Below are 16,220 nucleotides of genomic sequence, written 5' to 3' on the forward strand. Positions count from 1 at the left end.
GTGCGCTCAGGGCCAGTCGGCATAGGACTGGTCGCCCCGTGCGCGCCGGGCACGGGCAGCGCGGCGGAATTGCGCCGGACTTTCGCCGCGCTGACGGGTGAAGAAGCGGGTGAAATAGGCCGGTTCGGAAAAGCCCAGCCGGAAGGCCAGCTGCCCGACCTGCATCCCGGTGCTGGCCAGCAGCTCTGATGCCTCGCGGATCAGCAGCTGATGCAGATAGGCCTGCGGCGACAGACCGGTGGTCCGCCGCGCCGCCCTGCCCAGCCGGTCGCGGCTGACCCCCAGCATGGCGGCATAATCGCCGATGCCACGATGATCGTGCAGATGCTGCCCGGCCAGCAGCACAAAACGCTCGACCAGGCCCTGTGGCGCGCGGCCATGGGCGATCAGATCCGCCCGCGCCAGCCGCCACAGCTGCACGAGGATCAGAACAGGTAATGCCATTCGGCCACCTCGACACCGGCCTCGGCGCCCATCCGCTCGGCCTCCAGACCGGCGATCAGGGGGATGATGCGGGCGTCGGGATCGGGCGCAAAGCTCATGTCCTGGCCCAGGGTGCGCCGGATCTGCTCGCCCAACGGGCCGAGCGACAGCGACCCGATCAGCGCCACCGAGGGGATCAGCAGCAGACGCCCGCGCGCCCCGCTCTCGAAGGTCAGGGTGATGCCCGCCCCCTCGGCGCGCCAGGGCACGCGCGGGCCGTCGACGACCTGACCGCCAGGCGGGGCACTCTCCTCGTCCGCGCGCCTCAGCCGGGCCTGCCCGGCATCCAGCAGCAGCAGGCAGGCGGTGCCCGGCGGAACGACATAGGCCACGCGGGTCAGCGGGCTGCGAATCTGCTGGACGCGCAGCCGCGCGCGACGGTCGGGGTGTGGTGGGGCGGCGCGTGGCATGGCGGGGACAGACTGGCCGCGCGCGACCGTTCGGGTCAAGCAAAAGTGCAAATTACCGCCGCCCGGATGCATGTTCAGACCTTTTCGCCTCGGCCTAGGCTATACCGGGCATCGGGCGGCTGTGCCCCCACATCAGCCCGGTCGCAGCGAAGGGAGCATATCTGATGGAAGACCTGGACCTCTATATCGACGGCAAGCATATCCCGGCCGAGGATAACCGCCGCTTCATGCGCGAAAACCCGATCAGCGGCGCGGTGGTGACCCGCGCCGCCGCCGCCTCGCTCGCCGATGCCACCCGCGCCGTCGACGCCGCTGCCCGCGCCTTCCCCGCATGGTCGCGCACCACCCCCGCCGAACGGCGCAGTCGGCTGCTGGCGGCCGCGCGGAACCTCAAGGCGCGCGGCGACGAAATCGTGGCGGCGATGCAGGCCGAGATCGGCGCGACCGAGGCATGGGCGCGTTTCAACATCATGCTGGCCGCCGACATGCTGGTCGAGGCCGCCGCCCTGACGACCCAGATCAAGGGCGAGATCCTGCCCTCGAACCGGCCGGGCACCACCGCCTTCGCGGTCCGCCAGCCGGCGGGCGTGGTGCTGGCCATGGCGCCGTGGAATGCCCCGGTGATCCTCGGGGTGCGGGCCATCGCCACGCCCCTCGCCTGCGGCAATACGGTGGTGATGAAGACCTCGGAACTGTGCCCGAAGGTTCATGCGCTGATCGTTGAAGCCATCGCCGAAGCAGGCTTCCCCGCGGGCACGCTGAATGCCATTTCGAATGCGCCCGACGACGCCCCCGCCCTTGTCGAGGCCCTGATCGCCCAACCGGCGGTGCGACGGGTGAACTTCACCGGCTCGACCCGTGTGGGTCAGGTGATCGGCGAACTGGCCGGACGGCACCTGAAGCCCGCGCTGCTGGAACTGGGCGGCAAGGGTCCGCTGATCGTGCTGGAAGATGCCGATATCGACGCCGCCGTCGCGGCCGCGGCCTTCGGCGCCTATATGAATCAGGGGCAAATCTGCATGTCCACCGAACGCATCATCCCCGTGGGCAGCGCCGGCGACCGCTTCGTCGCGGCTTTTGCCGCCAAGGTCGCCAGCCTGACCGCCGGCGATCCCACCGAGGGCGCACAGCCGCTGGGTTCGATGGTGTCGCGCGCCGCGGCTGATCGGGTCCGCGACCTGGTGCAGGACGCCACCGCCAAGGGCGCACGCCTGATCGCGGGGGGCGGCGAGGGCACGATGCTGAACGCCGCCGCGCTCGACCACGTTACCCCGGAGATGCGCCTTTACAGCGAGGAAAGTTTCGGCCCGATCGCCGCCATCATCCGCGCCGCCTCGGTCGATGAGGCGGTGCGCATCGCCAATGAAAGCGATTTCGGCCTGTCCTCGGCGGTGTTCGGCCGCGACGTGATGGCGGCGCTGGATGTCGCCAAGCGCATCGAATCCGGCATCTGCCACATCAACGGCCCGACCGTCCATGACGAGGCGCAGATGCCGTTCGGTGGGGTCAAATCCTCGGGCTATGGCCGGTTCGGCGGCAATTGGGGGATCGCCGAATTTACCGAACTGCGATGGATCACCATTCAGGACGGCCCGCTGCATTACCCGATCTGATCCTGCGCCGGTGTCCTGTCCTGCGCCGGTGTCCTGGGACCCTGCGGCCGCCCCGTTCCACAATAGCAAAGACCGGACCCGTTGCGGGCCCGGCCCTTGTTACCTTCATGCCCGGCGGTATGCTCGCGCACCGTCCCGGCATCCTCGTCATCGACGACTCGCTAACGGTTCACTCGTTACCTGGCACGCCGCTGGCAGTGGCTGGCATGTCGCCGGGCCAGTTGCCGTCCCGTCTGTCCCGGCGCGAAGATGCGCGCCGTCGGTGCAGGGTCAGCGCCGCCATTCGGGTCGGTGAACGGCGCACGCGTGTCAGCCTGCGCCGATGTGGTCATCCCACGCGGCCCCTCGGCGCCGGTATGGGGAATTTCGGCCTGCACACAGGTGGCAATGACCACCCTGCGTCGCGCGCGCAACGGGTGGAGATATTCCACCTGTGGCGGAATCCGGTCGGCCGAGATCACCTCGGTCTGCCGATCGCCAGAAGATGTGCGGATCGGGGCACCGCGGGCAAAGCAAGACGCGGTCAGCCTGCCGGCGCGGGACGGATCGGGGTCGGCATTGCCTCCGAAGCGGAGATCAGCCGTGTCGAAGTCTTGCAGAGCGGTCCTGACGCCGGGACCGCCCGCTCGCATCACCTTCGCCGACTGGCAGGCAGCAGTCATGGCCAAGACGTAACCCTCCTACAGAAAGGAACGCTGTCAGGCGGCGTTCCAGTTCGATGGGTCGGCCAGATCATAACCAGATCGTTCAGTCCAAATTCCGGCCGAGTCTGCGACACTCCCTACCGCGAAGATTAGCCCAGGCAAAAGTTTTCGCAATTGATGCTTTGGTCCCGCGACCTGTTCTTTTGGCCAGTTCGGCACGCGATTAAGCCTGTAAGGCTGAAGTTGCCGATCCGATGCCGGCGCCCCCTCGCAGCGGCAACCGTCACCATGCTGATACCGGAATGACATGCCGGTGTCGCAATCAGCCGCGAAGGATCGCGCGTCACTTTCCGACCCCGAGGACCCCATGTCGATCCGCACTGCCCTGACCTCTCTGGTGGCGCTTGCCGCCGCCCTGCCCGCCCATGCCGAACCAACCTTCAACCGCATCGCCAGCTTCGCCACCGCCGCCAACATGGCCGAGGGCGAAGACCGCGCCCGCGCCACCTCGGCCGAGATCATGGCGGTGTCGGACGACGGCAATATGCTGATCTATTCCGACAGCCCGCTGGGGGTGATCGGGCTGGTCGACATCACCGATCCGGCCCAGCCCAGGCCGCTGGGCAATATCGCGATGGAGGGCGAGCCGACCACCACGGTCATCAAGGGCGGCATGGCCTTCGTCGGGGTGAACCGCTCGCCCAGCCGTGCGGCGCCGGCGGGCGTGCTGCGCAGCGTCGATCTGGCCACCCGCAAGGTGATCGCCGATTGCGATCTGGGCGGCCAGCCCGACAGCGTCGCGATTTCGGCCGCAGGCGACATGATCGCCGTCGCCATCGAGAATGAACGCGACGAAGACGTCAATGACGGCGCGTTGCCGCAGGCGCCCGCCGGCTTCGTGGTTCGCCTGCCGGTCACCGACGGCGCCGTCGACTGCGCGGCCAAGCAGGTGATCGAGCTGACCGGCCTCAGCGAGATCGCGCCCGAGGACCCCGAGCCGGAATATCTGGCCTTCAACGCGGCGGGCGAACTGGCGGTCACCTTGCAGGAAAACAATCACATCGTGCTGATTGGCGCGGACGGGACCGTGACCCGGCATTTCAGCGCCGGGACGGTGGATCTCGCCGGGATCGACGACACCAAGGACGGTGCCATCAGCGCAGATGCGACGCTGACCGGCGTTCCACGCGAACCCGACGCCCTGGCATGGATCGACAACGAACACTTCGTTACCGCCAATGAAGGCGACTGGAAGGGCGGCAGCCGGGGCTTCACCATCTGGAAGACTGATGGCAGCGTGGTCTTCGACAGCGGCAATCTGCTGGACCGCGAACTGATGCGGATCGGCCATTACCCCGAGGGCCGCTCGGGCAAGAAGGGGGGCGAACCCGAGGCTGTGATCTCCGCGCGCTATGGCGAGCAGCCGCTGATCTTCGTCGCCTCGGAGCGGGGCAGCGTGGTCTTTGTCTTCGATGTCGCCGACCCCGCCGCGCCGAAGCTTCTGCAGACCCTGCCTTCGGGCATCGGCCCCGAGGGACTGGTGGCGATCCCCCAGCGCGACCTGTTCGCCACCGCCAACGAAACCGATCTGGGCGAGGACGGGGGCGCCCGCGCCCATGTGATGCTCTATCAGCGCACGGAGGCGCCGGCGGCCTATCCGACCCTGATCGCCGCCGAGGCCGAGGCCCCGATCGGCTGGGGCGCCCTGTCCGGCCTGACGATGGATGCGGCGGACCCCGGCAAGCTTTATGCGGTCAGTGACAGCGCCTATGCGGCGGCGCCGGCGATCTACAGCATCGACACCACCAGCCAGCCCGCACGCATCACCGCAAAGACGGTGGTGACCCGCAACGGCGCCCCGGCCGAGAAGCTGGATCTGGAAGGGATTGCGGCAGACGGTCAGGGCGGCTTCTGGCTGGTGTCCGAAGGCAACGACGAAAAGGGCGTTCCCCATGCGGTCCTGCATGTCGATGCCGCGGGCGAGGTGACGCAGGAATTTCCCCTGCCCGAAGCGCTGGCGCCCCATGCGCGGCGCTTCGGTTTCGAAGGCATCGCGCTGGTGGACGGCATGCTGTGGCTGGCGGTGCAGCGCGAATGGGGCGACGACCCCGCCGGCCAGACGAAGCTTCTGCGCCTGAACCCTGCCAACGGCGAATGGGCCGGGGTGCTCTATCCGCTGGAGGCGACCGATAACGGCTGGGTCGGGCTGTCGGAGATGGCGCGCTACGGCGATGCGCTTTACCTGATCGAGCGTGACAACCAGATCGGCGAGGGCGCCCGGCTGAAGGCGATCACGCGGGTCAAGCTGGCCGATCTGGCCCCGGCACCCCTCGGCACGCCGCTGCCGCTCGTCCAGAAGGAGGTTCTGCGCGACCTGATCCCCGACCTGAAGGGCTGGGGCGGTTACGTGCAGGACAAGGTCGAGGGGATGACCATCGCCCCCGATGGAACCGCCTGGCTGGTCACCGACAATGACGGCGTCGACGACGCCTCGGGCGAGACGCTGCTCTGGTCGGTCAAGCTGGACTGAACCGCGTCCCCGCCCGGAAAGGCCCCGCGACCGCGGGGCCTTTCATGTCCGTCAGCGCGCAGCCTTGTTCCTGCGCGCCGGCGGATCATCGGTCAGCCGGCGAACGAAACGGACACCCGTCTGCTGTGACAGCATCTGCTGGGCAACGCCGCGCAGCCCGACCTCTGCCAGGACCGCGCCGTTGCGGTAATGGACGGTCGAGATCTCCATATCCTCGGGTAATGCCTTGCCACGCAGCTTGCCGCCGAGGATGAAATGCTGCGCGTCCGGCAGCTGATACCAGTCCAGGCCCGAGCGCCGAATGGCCACCGGCAGCGACAGCTGATCCAGATAGGGGCGGCGATTGGGAATGGTCTCGACCCGGTCGATCATCCGGGCGGTGTCATACCAGACATCGGCAAACCGCCCCTGCGGCGTCGCCTGTTCGGGAAAGACCACCAGCCCGGCACTGTAATAGGGGATCGAGCGGTGTCGCTGCCGCATCAGGCGCACCCGCTCGGTCGGGACGGGCATGTCGAACACGCGATAGACCTGATCCCAGATGTCGCGTGGCGCCCACCCCATAGAGGCCGCGACCGAACAGGACACATGGCCCTGCCGGACAAGGTTTTCGGGTGTATTGGGGCGCAGGAACAGCACGTCGCTGTCGATGAAGGCCGAATATTCGCTGTCACGAGGCTGGAGTGCGGCGACGATCTTGTTGCCATGCGGATAAGGCTCGTCCCACATGCCTTCGGTCTTCATCGGGCGGAGTTCGGCTCCCATGATCTCATGTGCCTTGAACACCGCGGGGTGCAGTTCCCCCATGCGATGTTCGGGACAATAGCCAATGGCGGCGACATCAGGGCCGAAATGGGTGCGGATCGACGCCAGCAGCGTGCAGGCCATGATCTGATAGTCCGGCGGCTCGACAATATAGAAGAAGGTCAGTCTGGGCATTACAGGTCGGGTCATTCTGTGATCGTGGCGCAAGTCTCTGTTGCTTTAGGCATTCCCGCGCCCCCGACTGTCAACCGGCACCGGCCATCGAAACGATAAAAAGCCGGAACGCCCTGCGCACCGGCTGCAAACGACCATCTCTCATTTCGGTGGAAATGGTAGCGGAGGAGGGATTTGAACCCCCGACACAAGGATTATGATTCCTCTGCTCTAACCAGCTGAGCTACTCCGCCCCAAGCGACCCGCTTCGGGTGCAGGCGATGTAGGAGAGGCGGGCGGGGGCGTCAAGCGGTTTTTGACGAAAATCGCAGCCGGCTGCGCGGGATTTCGTGACGGGGCGTCGCGATCATGGCGCCTGAGGCAGCGGACGGCCGGGGGGCGGCAACTTGACGCGGATGGGATGCACCGATAGCGTCGGCGCATTGTATTTCCCCTTTTTCTCAGGTCCCTGAATGATGACCCGCCGCCACTCTCTGCTGTCCGCGGCCGCTGCCGGTGGTATGTCCATCCTCGGGGGGCGCGGCTGGGCCGGTGGCGACGCCACCTCGGCCAAGGCCGCCGGCTTCTGGTATCCCGAAGAAACCGACCCGCATGAGCGGACCTTCATGCAATGGCCGGTCAACCGCCGCGTCCATTCCGACCGGGCCTTCCTGACCGATCTGCAGGGCAGCATCGCCGACATCGCCAATGCCATCGCCGAATTCGAGCCGGTGGTGATGATGGCCGCCGCCGAGCATCACCCGGCGATCCGCAAGCTGGTGTCCCAGAATATCGAGCTGTGGGACATCCCCACCGACGATCTGTGGTGCCGCGATTCGGGGCCGTCCTTCGTCATCGACGGCAAGGGCGGCCTGGCGGTGACGCAGTTCAACTTCAACGGCTGGGGCGACAAGCAGATCCATCCGAATGACGGCAAGATTGCCGCCCGCGTGGCCGATCGCATGGGCCTTCAGGTCTTCAACGCGGGGCTTGTGGGCGAGGCCGGCGGGGTCGAGACCGATGGCCACGGCACGCTGATCGCTCATGAAAGCAGCTTCATCAATCCAAACCGTAACCGGGGCACGCGCGCCGAGATCGAGCGGATGCTGCTCGACACCATGGGCGCGGACAAGCTGATCTGGGCGCCCGGCATTATCGGGGCCGACATCACCGATTACCATATCGACGCCCTCGCCCGTTTCGTGAAGCCCGGACAGGTGCTGATCCAGATCGGCGACGAAGTGGATCCCGACGATCCGTGGTCGGTCGCGGCCGCCGAGGCCTATGACACTCTCGAAGCCGCCACCGATGCCCGTGGCCAGCGGCTGGAACTTGTCGAACTGCCCGAGCCTTACGATATCCGCATCGACAGCCCGGATTTCGTATCGTCCTATGTCAATTACTATGTCTGCAATGGCGCGGTGATCGCGGCCGAGTTCGGCGACGAAGAAGCCGATGCCGAAGCCGCCGACATCCTCGCCGATCTCTATCCGGACCGCGAGGTGGTGATGCTGAACATCGACCCGGTGGGCGAGGTCGGGGGTGGCATCCATTGCGCCACGCACGAACAGCCGAAGGTCTGATCATGCTGGGCTGGCTGCGGCGCAACGCCGAACCGCTGGGCGCCATCGGCGCCATTGCGACGGCCTTTGCAGCACTATCGGCCCTTATCATCATCCCGGTCCAGATCGCCGAAGCCGACCGCATCCAGCGCGACCAGACCGCGCGCGAGATCTATCGCGAGTTCCTGAACCTGACCGTGCAGAAACCGGAACTGGCTCAGGCCGATTTCTGCGCCATGTCCGACGCCAGAGAGATCGCAGCTTACGGCGCCTATGTCGAATACCTTCTCTATACGGCCGAGCAGATGGTCGCATCCTCGCCCGACTGGCGCGCGCCGATGGCGGGCTATCTGGACGACCATCTGCCCTATCTCTGCGATCCCGACGGCCTCGGCGCGCGCGATGGCGTCGCCGCGGTGCTGGCGGATGTGGATCTGGCCTGCACATCGCAATTGGTCTGCCGATAACCAGCCCAAGTTGCCTTAATGTGCGCCATGACTTTGCAGGCTGATCAGGGTTTGGCCGCGCTGACTGATGCGGCGCGGCATCAGTCCGAACAGGCCGTCACGAGATAGGCCCTCGCGTCTGAATGCGTCAACACGCCCTGCTGCGCGGGCAGATCGCCCGAAATGCCCCTGATTGGGTCATAATCGCCCGATACCGGCTGGAACGTGACAAGATCTGTGCTGGTATAGATCCGGTCCCAGCCATAGGCGTACAGCACATAACGCTGGAGCGCCTGGCTGTAGAAGATGTCCTCCATGGGGACATCCTGCGGCAGGTCGATCGGGCGCAGCTGCAGATCCGGCATGATCTCGTATGCGTCGCCAGGCACGAAGCTGGCCAGATACTTGTTCCCCACCTGACTGATATAAACTGCGGTGTCGCCGCTGACGGCGAATTGCGGCAGATCGCGCAGCATCTGGCCGTCATAGGCGGCCAGGCCGTCCTCATGTGTGATCAATGTCTGACCGCTGGGCGCATGAGCAAGCGAATATGACAGCTGCACACCGCCCACACGCCGCGGTGCGATTTGATCACCCCGAAGCGGGACGGGCGCCCCCCGGCGCGCCTCGTGGTGGGTCGCGGTGACGCGTTGACGGCGGGGCCGATCCAACCATCCCTGCGACAAGGGTTGGTCAGGGAAGACCAGGACCTGCCGGGTCGGCCGATGAAACATGACGTCGCCGGGCAGTTGGTAATCAAAGACCGGGGCCGGATCATCCGCACCCATATGCCCTACCAGCACACGATCCGCGAGCAGCAGCCACAGATCGCCCGCGTGATTGCCGATCACCTGCAGCCGCTCGAACGGCTTCTGCGTCATCAGGCCCCGCGGATTCTGGATGCGCGCAATCTGCATCCACGGCGCGTCAGTGTCGCGCCGGAACCAGATTTCGTCCTGGCCCCGCAGAAAGGTCCCGATGCCTTCGGCCACAACCGGCGGCCAGCCCGTTCCGGCCGACCAGTCCGGCGGAAGCACCACGGGCCGCAGCGCGCCCTGCTGGGTAATCTCTACCAGCTTGTCCTTCAATTTACCGACATAGGCATAAACCGGCGGAGTGAGCACGTTACGGTGAGAAACAGCGCGGTCATCAAAGGGGCTGACTGGCTCGGATGCCGAATATCCTGTCAGGTCATTTGGGACTTCGATCCCCAGCCCCTCGAAAATGCCGGCCTCTGGCACAAGGCGGGACATGCGCGGGGTGATACGATCATAAGCCCAGATCTCGCCATCCGGCCATGTCACGACTTGGGGTTGCAGCTTGTTCCGCTGATCCAGTGGCGGATCCATCATAGGAACCAGCATGCCGTCTTTCAGGGTCAGGATGCTGTTTCCATTCAGATCAATCAGCGGCCATGCAAAACCGGGGATAATTACTGACGGCTCAAACCCGCTGGCCAGCCCGGAAGATCCGCGGATATAGTCACCCGAGACCGGCACCTGCCGGGCGCAATATTCGGTGGCAAGCGTCGGTGTTGCGGCCAGAAGCAGGGCAAACAGCCAGGATACCTGCCGCACCAATTCCTACCCCCGCGCCTTCACAACCTGCAGAAGCGGCATCACATCGGCCATTTCCGGCCCCGAGGCCTGCCCCGTCACCGCCTTGCGCAGCGGCATGAACAGGCCCTTGCCCTTGCGGCCAGTGGCGTCCTTCACGGCAGCCGTCCATTCGCCCCAGGTCGCATCCGTATAGGGCGGCGGCGGCAGCAGCTTCATGGCCTCAGCCACGAAATCGGCATCCTCGGGGGCGATGTCGGGTTCTGTGCCCTTGCTGAAAATCTCCCACCAGCCCGCCAGATCATCCAGTTTGGTGATGTTATGGCTGGCGACACGCCAGAAGCGTTCGGCCTGATCGTCCGGGACGCCAAGCGCCTTGATGCGCTCCTGCACCGCCGCGAAGGGCAGGTGCTGGTTGCGATGGCGGGTTAGCGGCCAGAGGTCTTCGGCATCGAATTTCGTCGGCGAGGCGCCGAAATGGGACAGATCGAAGCTGTCGGCGATCTCGTCCATCGACAGCAGCTCCACCGGCTGCGACGAGCCGAGCCGCGACATCATCGACACCAGCGCCTCGGGCGCGACACCCGTCTCGCGGAGGTCCTTGATCGCCAGCGAGCCGAGCCGCTTCGACAGTTCCTCGCCCTGCGCGCCGGTCAGCAGGCTGTGATGGGCGAAATTCGGCACCTTGCCGCCGATCGCCTCGATGATCTGGATCTGGGTCGCGGTATTGGTCACGTGGTCGGCGCCGCGCACGATGTCCGTCACGCCCATGTCAACGTCGTCGACCGAGGAAGCGAAGGTATACAGCACCTGACCGTCATGCTTGATCAGCACCGGATCGCTGACCGAGGCCGCGTCGATCGAGATCGGACCCAGAATGCCGTCATTCCACTCGATCCGGTTCTGATCCAGCAGGAAGCGCCAATAGCCCGCCCGCCCTTCGGCGCGCAGCTTGGCCTTGTCCTCCTCGGACAGATTCAGCCCGGCGCGGTCGTAAACCGGTGGCTTGCCCATGTTCAGCTGTTTCTTGCGCTTCAGGTCCAGTTCGGTCGGGCTTTCGAACACCTCATAAAGCTTGCCCTTGCCGCGCAGATCCTCGGCCACGGCGGCATAGCGGTCCAGCCGCTTGGACTGCTGCTCGATCCGGTCCCAGCTGATGCCCAGCCATTCCAGATCGCGCTTGATCCCGTCCATGTATTCCTGCTTCGAGCGCTCGCGGTCGGTATCGTCGAAGCGCAGGATGAAGGTGCCCCCGGCCTTGCGCGCGATCAGATAGTTGAACAGCGCCGCGCGCAGGTTGCCGACATGGATATGCCCCGTGGGCGAGGGCGCAAAGCGGGTGGTGGTCATGGCTGTGTTCCTTTGGACCCGCTTGCTCTTTCACATGGGGGCGATTTTGTCCATATCAGGGGCTGTAACCGGGGGAAGAAGATGACCGACTGGACCGACCGCGCCGCACCATCGAACGATGACATCGAGGCGATTGCCCGTCAGGTGATCGCCACCCTGCCCGCGGCCTTCGCGCCGCATGCGAAGGACGTGATCCTGCGGGTCGAGGATTTCGCCGATGACGCCATGCTGGACGAGTTGGAGATCGACGACCCGCTGGAACTGACCGGCATCTATGACGGGGTGCCGATGACCGAAAAATCGCCGTCCTCGCCCCAGCATTTCCCCGACACGATCTGGTTGTTCCGCCGCGCCATCATCGACGAATGGGCCGAGCGCGGCGATGTCGCGCTGCCCGATCTGGTCGCGCATGTGACCGTCCACGAACTGGCCCATCATTTCGGCTGGTCCGATGACGACATCGCCCGCATCGATCGGTGGTGGGAATGAACCAGGCGCCGATCCTGACGGTCACGCTGAACCCGGCGCTCGATATCTCGACCGGCACCGCGAAGGTGGAACCGGATATCAAGCTGCGCTGCGACGCGCCGGTGGTCGATCCTGGCGGCGGGGGCATCAATGTCAGCCGCGCCATCAGCATCGTGGGCGGCCAGTCGACCGCTTTCGTGGCGCTCGGCGGCACCACCGGCCGGCGCATCGCCGAACTGCTGGAAGCCGGCGGCCTCGACTGGCGCGAGATGCGCGCACCGGGCGAAACGCGGCAGTCGCTGGCAGTGATGGACCGTGACAGCAAGCTGCAATACCGCTTCGTGATGCCGGGACCGCAATGGCAATCGGCGGATGTCGGCAAATCCGTCGCGCATATCCTGCAGGCGGTGCAGTCGGACGGGCTGGTGGTGCTGTCGGGGTCGAACCCGCCGGGCGTGCCGGACGATTACGCGGCCCTTCTGAGCGCGCGGCTGGCGACGCGCGGTGCCGGGCTGATCGTTGACACCTCGGGGGCGGCGCTGCGCGCGGTCGCCTCGGGCGGCCACCGTTTCGCACTGCTGCGCATGGACCGCGAGGAGGCCGAGGGCCTCGCCGGTCGCCCCCTGGCCGAACGCGCCGATACCGCGCGCTTCGCGGCCTCGCTGGTCGCGGCGGGTGCCGCGCAGTCGGTGATCGTGGCGCGCGGCGGTGACGGCAATATCATCGCAGCGCCCGAAGGCGCCTGGCATGCCGAGGCCGCGAAGGTCGAGGTGGTCAGCAAGGTCGGTGCGGGCGACAGTTTCGTCGCCGGTTTCGCGCTGGGACGGGCGCGGGGGCTGGCGACGCCCGATGCGCTGGGAATGGGGGCGGCGATGGCCTCGGCCACCTGCATGACGCCCGCGACCGAGCTGTGCCGCGCCGCCGATGTCGAACGGCTTTTCGCCGCGCGGGTGGTGACCCCGATCTGACCGTGACCCTGCGATCGGCCTTCAGATCGGCACGATCCCCGTGGGCTTCAGCTTGTTGTCCGGCTCGACATGGATGGTGACGGTGGCGCCGGGGAATTCGTCGTGGATGGCGCCCTCGATCCGGTCGCAGATGGCGTGCGAGCGGCGCACGGTCATGTCGCTGTCGACCACCAAATGAAACTCCACAAAGGTCGCCTGCCCGGCCGCACGCGTCTTGAGGTCATGGACCTGCAGCGCCCCGTCCAGCGATTTCTGGATGATGTCGCGGATCTGGTCCTGCTCGCTGCGGCCCAATGCGCGGTCCATCAGCCCGTCCAGCGAGGTCAGCACCACCAGCGAACCCTCGCGCAGGATGTTCAGCGCCACCAGAATGGCCAGAATCGGGTCGAGAATCAGCCAGCCGGTCAGGCTGGCCGCGACCAGCCCCACCAGAACGCCTGCCGAGGTCCAGACATCGCTCATCAGGTGGCGGCCGCTGGCCAGCAGGGCGGGCGAGCTGCGCTTGTTGGCGGCCGCGATCAGCACCCGCGCCCAGCTCAGGTTGACGATCATGGCAATGGCGTTGACGCCCAGCCCCACCGGGCCGAGATCGGGCTTTCCGGGGTCGGAAATCGACGAAACCGCCGCGCCCACGATCAGCAGGGCGGCGATGATGATCATACTGCCCTCGGCCACGGCCGAGAAATATTCGGCCTTGTAATGCCCGTAATTATGCCCGCGGTCCGGCGGCTTCTGGGCATAGCGCAGCGCCACCCAGGCGATCAGCGCGCCGACCACGTTGACCAGCGATTCCAGCGCATCGGAATAGAGCGCGACCGACCCCGTCAGCCACCACGCCCCTATTTTCAGCGCCAGCACCAGCACCAGCAGCGAGACGATGACCGAGCCGATTGCAAGGGTCTGTGTCGACAAGCGTTCCATGCCGCTTCTTAGCGTGGGTCCCAAAACCCGGCCAGCCCAAACTTGCCGCCGACCGGGTGCAGCCCCGCTTCTGCCTTCCCCACAAGCTGAAGGTGCCACACCGATCGGATGAAGCCCGAAGCAGATTGCGGGCCCGCGCCCCTCGTGCCATTCAGGCCGGGCCTGTTTCTGACCGAAAGCCCCGGCCCATGCGCGCCCTAATCCAACGCGTCTCGGACGCATCCGTCACCGTCGATGGCCGAGTGACCGGCCAGATCGGTCCTGGCCTGCTGGTGTTGGTCTGCGCCATGCAGGGCGACGACGCGGCCACCGCCGAAAAACTCGCGGCGCGGGTGGCGCGGCTGCGCATTTTCCGGGACGAGGGCGGCAAAATGAACAGATCGGTTCTGGATACCGGGGGCGAGGCATTGGTGGTCAGCCAGTTCACCCTCGCCGCCGATACCCGCTCGGGCAACCGGCCGGGCTTTTCCAGCGCCGCCGCCCCCGAACTGGGCGAGGCGCTTTACCAGGCCTTCGCCGGCGCCCTGGGCGATCTGGGCATTCCCGTCGCCATGGGCGAATTCGGCGCCGACATGCAGGTCGCACTGACCAATAGCGGGCCGGTCGCCATCTGGCTCGACAGCGCCGACCGCAGCTGAGCACGGCGCGACCCGCTGCGCGACGGGATGCCTGCCGCGCGGCCCTGCGCCCCGCGCAGTCGCCGTTGGGCGGCATCTTCCCTTTTGAACCGGCCATGGAACTTGACTTTTCAGGCATCTGCCCTCATCTAGCGTCAAATCCGTTTCGCGTGCTGCCGCGTGTGCAGCCAGTCGCGTCGGGTCACCACAGGTTCCCACCGACACGCAGGGGCACCGCCGGGCCGCCGTATCATGGCCCGCACCCCTTTTGCGGCGGATGCCGCAGCGCCGCGCCCGATACGGGTGCGCGGTCGGAATGAAGTGTAAGAAAAATGGAAAATGAATATCGCCGCCCGCGCCGCGGTCAGAAACCCCGTCCGGGCGCGCCGCGCGCCGCCCGTCCCACCGACGTCAACGCCCGCCGCGCGCCCGCGCGCGATCCGGTGACCGTTGGCCCCTTCTTTGATATGGGGATCGATCCCCGCATCAACGCAAACCTTGGCCCGATGGGCCTGACGGAACCTACGCCCATTCAGGCGCAGGCCATTCCGCATATCGTCGAGGGCAAGGACCTGATGGGTCTCGCCCAGACCGGAACCGGCAAGACGGCGGCTTTTTCGTTGCCAATGCTGACCCGGCTGATCGCCCATGGCCGCAAGCCGGATCCGAAAAGCTGCCGCGCGCTGATCCTGGCGCCGACCCGCGAACTGGCCACCCAGATCGCGGCAGCGGTTGAAAGCTTTGCCGAAGGCACCCCGATCCGCGCCTTCCGCGTGGTCGGCGGCGCCTCGATCAACACGCAGATCTCCCGTCTGGAACGTGGCGTCGATGTGCTGATCGCCACGCCGGGTCGTCTGATCGACCTTCTGGACCGCCACGCGGTCGACCTGTCCAAGACCGAATATTTGGTGCTGGACGAGGCCGACCAGATGCTGGATATCGGCTTCATCCACGCGCTGCGCCGCATCGCGCGGACGCTGCCGCGCTCGCGCCAGACGCTGCTGTTCTCGGCCACCATGCCGAAGCTGATGGAGGAACTGGCCAGCACCTATCTGACCAACCCGGTCCGCGTTCAGGCCAACCCCCCCGGCCGCGCCGCCGAGAAGATCGCGCAGGGCGTTCATTTCGTCAATCAGGGCGACAAGGCCTCGCTGCTGGCGGAATACATGTCCAAACATCCCGGCGAACTGGCCATCGTCTTCGGCCGGACCAAATATGGCTCGGAGAAGCTGGCGAAGCTGCTGGAGAAATGGGGCTTCTCGGTCGCCGCGATCCACGGCAACAAGTCGCAGGGTCAACGCGAACGGGCGCTGAGCTCGTTCCGCGAGGGCAAGACGCAGGTGCTGGTGGCCACCGACGTGGCCGCGCGCGGTCTGGACATCCCCGAAGTCGCGCATGTCTATAACTTCGACCTGCCGAATGTCGCGGAAAACTATGTCCACCGGATCGGGCGAACCGCCCGCGCCGGTCGCGATGGCCGCGCCGTGGCCTTCTGCGCGCCGGGCGAAATCGGCGAGCTGCGCGACATCGAAAAGGCGATGAAGGCGCAGATCCCGGTGATCGGTGGCGAGCCTCCGGTCGAGCGCAAAGCGCCCCCGCAGGGGCGCGGTCGCGGTGCGCCGAAGCCCCGTCAGGGTGGCGAGGCCGCGCCGCAGAAGCGCGCCGCACGCCGCCCCTCGCGTCGTCCGAAGGCGGAACAGCGGGGCTGAGGATCTGATCAGACAGGACAGAACG

Annotated in this window: 15 protein-coding genes and 1 tRNA gene; 8 read left to right on the top strand and 8 right to left on the bottom strand. The window is 66.4% G+C overall.

Annotation, left to right across the window (positions count from 1 at the left end; genetic code table 11):
* Positions 1-6: 6 nt before the first annotated feature.
* On the bottom strand, positions 7-444 hold the full coding sequence (locus tag H1S04_RS05905) for a helix-turn-helix domain-containing protein (RefSeq protein ID WP_181744595.1): 438 nt from the start codon (positions 442-444) through the stop codon (positions 7-9).
* Positions 426-893, bottom strand: coding sequence for a hypothetical protein (locus H1S04_RS05910; protein WP_181744596.1), 468 nt, complete (start codon positions 891-893; stop codon positions 426-428). The genes H1S04_RS05905 and H1S04_RS05910 overlap by 19 nt, the downstream gene beginning before the upstream one ends.
* A 164-nt stretch (positions 894-1,057) precedes the next feature.
* Here H1S04_RS05910 and H1S04_RS05915 point away from each other — a divergent pair, with 164 nt between their 5' ends.
* A complete protein-coding gene (locus tag H1S04_RS05915) occupies positions 1,058-2,506 on the top strand; it encodes an aldehyde dehydrogenase (protein ID WP_181744597.1) in 1,449 nt (482 codons plus the stop codon).
* A gap of 176 nt (positions 2,507-2,682) precedes the next feature.
* On the opposite strand, the gene H1S04_RS05920 is transcribed toward H1S04_RS05915, so the two are convergent.
* The gene (locus tag H1S04_RS05920; protein WP_181744598.1) at positions 2,683-3,174 is read right to left on the bottom strand and encodes a hypothetical protein; all 492 of its coding nucleotides are present in this window, start codon (positions 3,172-3,174) and stop codon (positions 2,683-2,685) included.
* Between the two features lie 343 nt (positions 3,175-3,517).
* Here H1S04_RS05920 and H1S04_RS05925 point away from each other — a divergent pair, with 343 nt between their 5' ends.
* The gene (locus tag H1S04_RS05925) at positions 3,518-5,680 is read left to right on the top strand and encodes an esterase-like activity of phytase family protein (RefSeq protein WP_181744599.1); all 2,163 of its coding nucleotides are present in this window, start codon (positions 3,518-3,520) and stop codon (positions 5,678-5,680) included.
* A 51-nt stretch (positions 5,681-5,731) separates the two neighbouring features.
* Here H1S04_RS05925 and H1S04_RS05930 read toward each other — a convergent pair whose 3' ends face one another.
* The gene (locus H1S04_RS05930) at positions 5,732-6,619 is read right to left on the bottom strand and encodes a hypothetical protein (protein ID WP_181745411.1); all 888 of its coding nucleotides are present in this window, start codon (positions 6,617-6,619) and stop codon (positions 5,732-5,734) included.
* A 156-nt stretch (positions 6,620-6,775) separates the two neighbouring features.
* Positions 6,776-6,852 (bottom strand) — tRNA-Met (locus H1S04_RS05935).
* A 222-nt stretch (positions 6,853-7,074) separates the two neighbouring features.
* Here H1S04_RS05935 and H1S04_RS05940 point away from each other — a divergent pair.
* Both H1S04_RS05940 and H1S04_RS05945 read left to right on the top strand, forming a co-directional pair.
* Positions 7,075-8,181: an agmatine/peptidylarginine deiminase gene (locus H1S04_RS05940; protein ID WP_181744600.1), complete on the top strand. Its 1,107-nt coding sequence runs from the start codon at positions 7,075-7,077 to the stop codon at positions 8,179-8,181.
* A gap of 2 nt (positions 8,182-8,183) precedes the next feature.
* A complete protein-coding gene (locus H1S04_RS05945) occupies positions 8,184-8,627 on the top strand; it encodes a hypothetical protein (RefSeq protein ID WP_181744601.1) in 444 nt (147 codons plus the stop codon).
* An 80-nt stretch (positions 8,628-8,707) separates the two neighbouring features.
* Here H1S04_RS05945 and H1S04_RS05950 read toward each other — a convergent pair whose 3' ends face one another.
* Positions 8,708-10,105, bottom strand: a complete 1,398-nt coding sequence (locus tag H1S04_RS05950; RefSeq protein WP_181744602.1) for a hypothetical protein — start codon at positions 10,103-10,105, stop codon at positions 8,708-8,710.
* An 84-nt stretch (positions 10,106-10,189) separates the two neighbouring features.
* Positions 10,190-11,512 carry a glutamate--tRNA ligase gene (gene gltX / locus H1S04_RS05955; protein ID WP_181744603.1) on the bottom strand — a complete coding sequence of 441 codons (1,323 nt, stop codon included), beginning with the start codon at positions 11,510-11,512 and terminating at the stop codon, positions 10,190-10,192.
* 81 nt (positions 11,513-11,593) lie between these two features.
* On the opposite strand from gltX, the gene H1S04_RS05960 reads away from it, so the two are divergent.
* Positions 11,594-12,001, top strand: a complete 408-nt coding sequence (locus H1S04_RS05960) for a metallopeptidase family protein (protein WP_181744604.1) — start codon at positions 11,594-11,596, stop codon at positions 11,999-12,001.
* Positions 11,998-12,948, top strand: a complete 951-nt coding sequence (locus tag H1S04_RS05965) for a 1-phosphofructokinase family hexose kinase (RefSeq protein ID WP_181744605.1) — start codon at positions 11,998-12,000, stop codon at positions 12,946-12,948. Before H1S04_RS05960 ends, H1S04_RS05965 begins: the two co-directional genes overlap by 4 nt.
* 21 nt (positions 12,949-12,969) lie before the next feature.
* Here H1S04_RS05965 and H1S04_RS05970 read toward each other — a convergent pair whose 3' ends face one another.
* Positions 12,970-13,869 carry a cation diffusion facilitator family transporter gene (locus H1S04_RS05970; RefSeq protein WP_181744606.1) on the bottom strand — a complete coding sequence of 300 codons (900 nt, stop codon included), beginning with the start codon at positions 13,867-13,869 and terminating at the stop codon, positions 12,970-12,972.
* Positions 13,870-14,057: 188 nt separating this feature from the next.
* On the opposite strand from H1S04_RS05970, the gene dtd reads away from it, so the two are divergent.
* Both dtd and H1S04_RS05980 read left to right on the top strand, forming a co-directional pair.
* Positions 14,058-14,507, top strand: coding sequence for a D-aminoacyl-tRNA deacylase (dtd, locus tag H1S04_RS05975; protein ID WP_181744607.1), 450 nt, complete (start codon positions 14,058-14,060; stop codon positions 14,505-14,507).
* A 311-nt stretch (positions 14,508-14,818) separates the two neighbouring features.
* Positions 14,819-16,195, top strand: coding sequence for a DEAD/DEAH box helicase (locus tag H1S04_RS05980; protein WP_370470469.1), 1,377 nt, complete (start codon positions 14,819-14,821; stop codon positions 16,193-16,195).
* Positions 16,196-16,220: the final 25 nt, after the last annotated feature.

Source organism: Paracoccus sp. S1E-3 (assembly GCF_013868135.1).
GTDB lineage: Bacteria > Pseudomonadota > Alphaproteobacteria > Rhodobacterales > Rhodobacteraceae > Paracoccus.

What these genes read in the sequence shown, in the direction of transcription:
- H1S04_RS05905 (WP_181744595.1), bottom strand. Translation starts at nt 444, where the DNA reads ATGGCATTACCTGTTCTGATCCTCGTGCAGCTGTGGCGGCTGGCGCGG.
- H1S04_RS05910 (WP_181744596.1), bottom strand. Translation starts at nt 893, where the DNA reads ATGCCACGCGCCGCCCCACCACACCCCGACCGTCGCGCGCGGCTGCGC.
- H1S04_RS05915 (WP_181744597.1), top strand. Translation starts at nt 1,058, where the DNA reads ATGGAAGACCTGGACCTCTATATCGACGGCAAGCATATCCCGGCCGAG.
- H1S04_RS05925 (WP_181744599.1), top strand. Translation starts at nt 3,518, where the DNA reads ATGTCGATCCGCACTGCCCTGACCTCTCTGGTGGCGCTTGCCGCCGCC.
- H1S04_RS05930 (WP_181745411.1), bottom strand. Translation starts at nt 6,619, where the DNA reads ATGCCCAGACTGACCTTCTTCTATATTGTCGAGCCGCCGGACTATCAG.
- H1S04_RS05940 (WP_181744600.1), top strand. Translation starts at nt 7,075, where the DNA reads ATGACCCGCCGCCACTCTCTGCTGTCCGCGGCCGCTGCCGGTGGTATG.
- H1S04_RS05945 (WP_181744601.1), top strand. Translation starts at nt 8,184, where the DNA reads ATGCTGGGCTGGCTGCGGCGCAACGCCGAACCGCTGGGCGCCATCGGC.
- gltX (WP_181744603.1), bottom strand. Translation starts at nt 11,512, where the DNA reads ATGACCACCACCCGCTTTGCGCCCTCGCCCACGGGGCATATCCATGTC.
- H1S04_RS05960 (WP_181744604.1), top strand. Translation starts at nt 11,594, where the DNA reads ATGACCGACTGGACCGACCGCGCCGCACCATCGAACGATGACATCGAG.
- H1S04_RS05965 (WP_181744605.1), top strand. Translation starts at nt 11,998, where the DNA reads ATGAACCAGGCGCCGATCCTGACGGTCACGCTGAACCCGGCGCTCGAT.
- H1S04_RS05970 (WP_181744606.1), bottom strand. Translation starts at nt 13,869, where the DNA reads ATGGAACGCTTGTCGACACAGACCCTTGCAATCGGCTCGGTCATCGTC.
- dtd (WP_181744607.1), top strand. Translation starts at nt 14,058, where the DNA reads ATGCGCGCCCTAATCCAACGCGTCTCGGACGCATCCGTCACCGTCGAT.
- H1S04_RS05980 (WP_370470469.1), top strand. Translation starts at nt 14,819, where the DNA reads ATGGAAAATGAATATCGCCGCCCGCGCCGCGGTCAGAAACCCCGTCCG.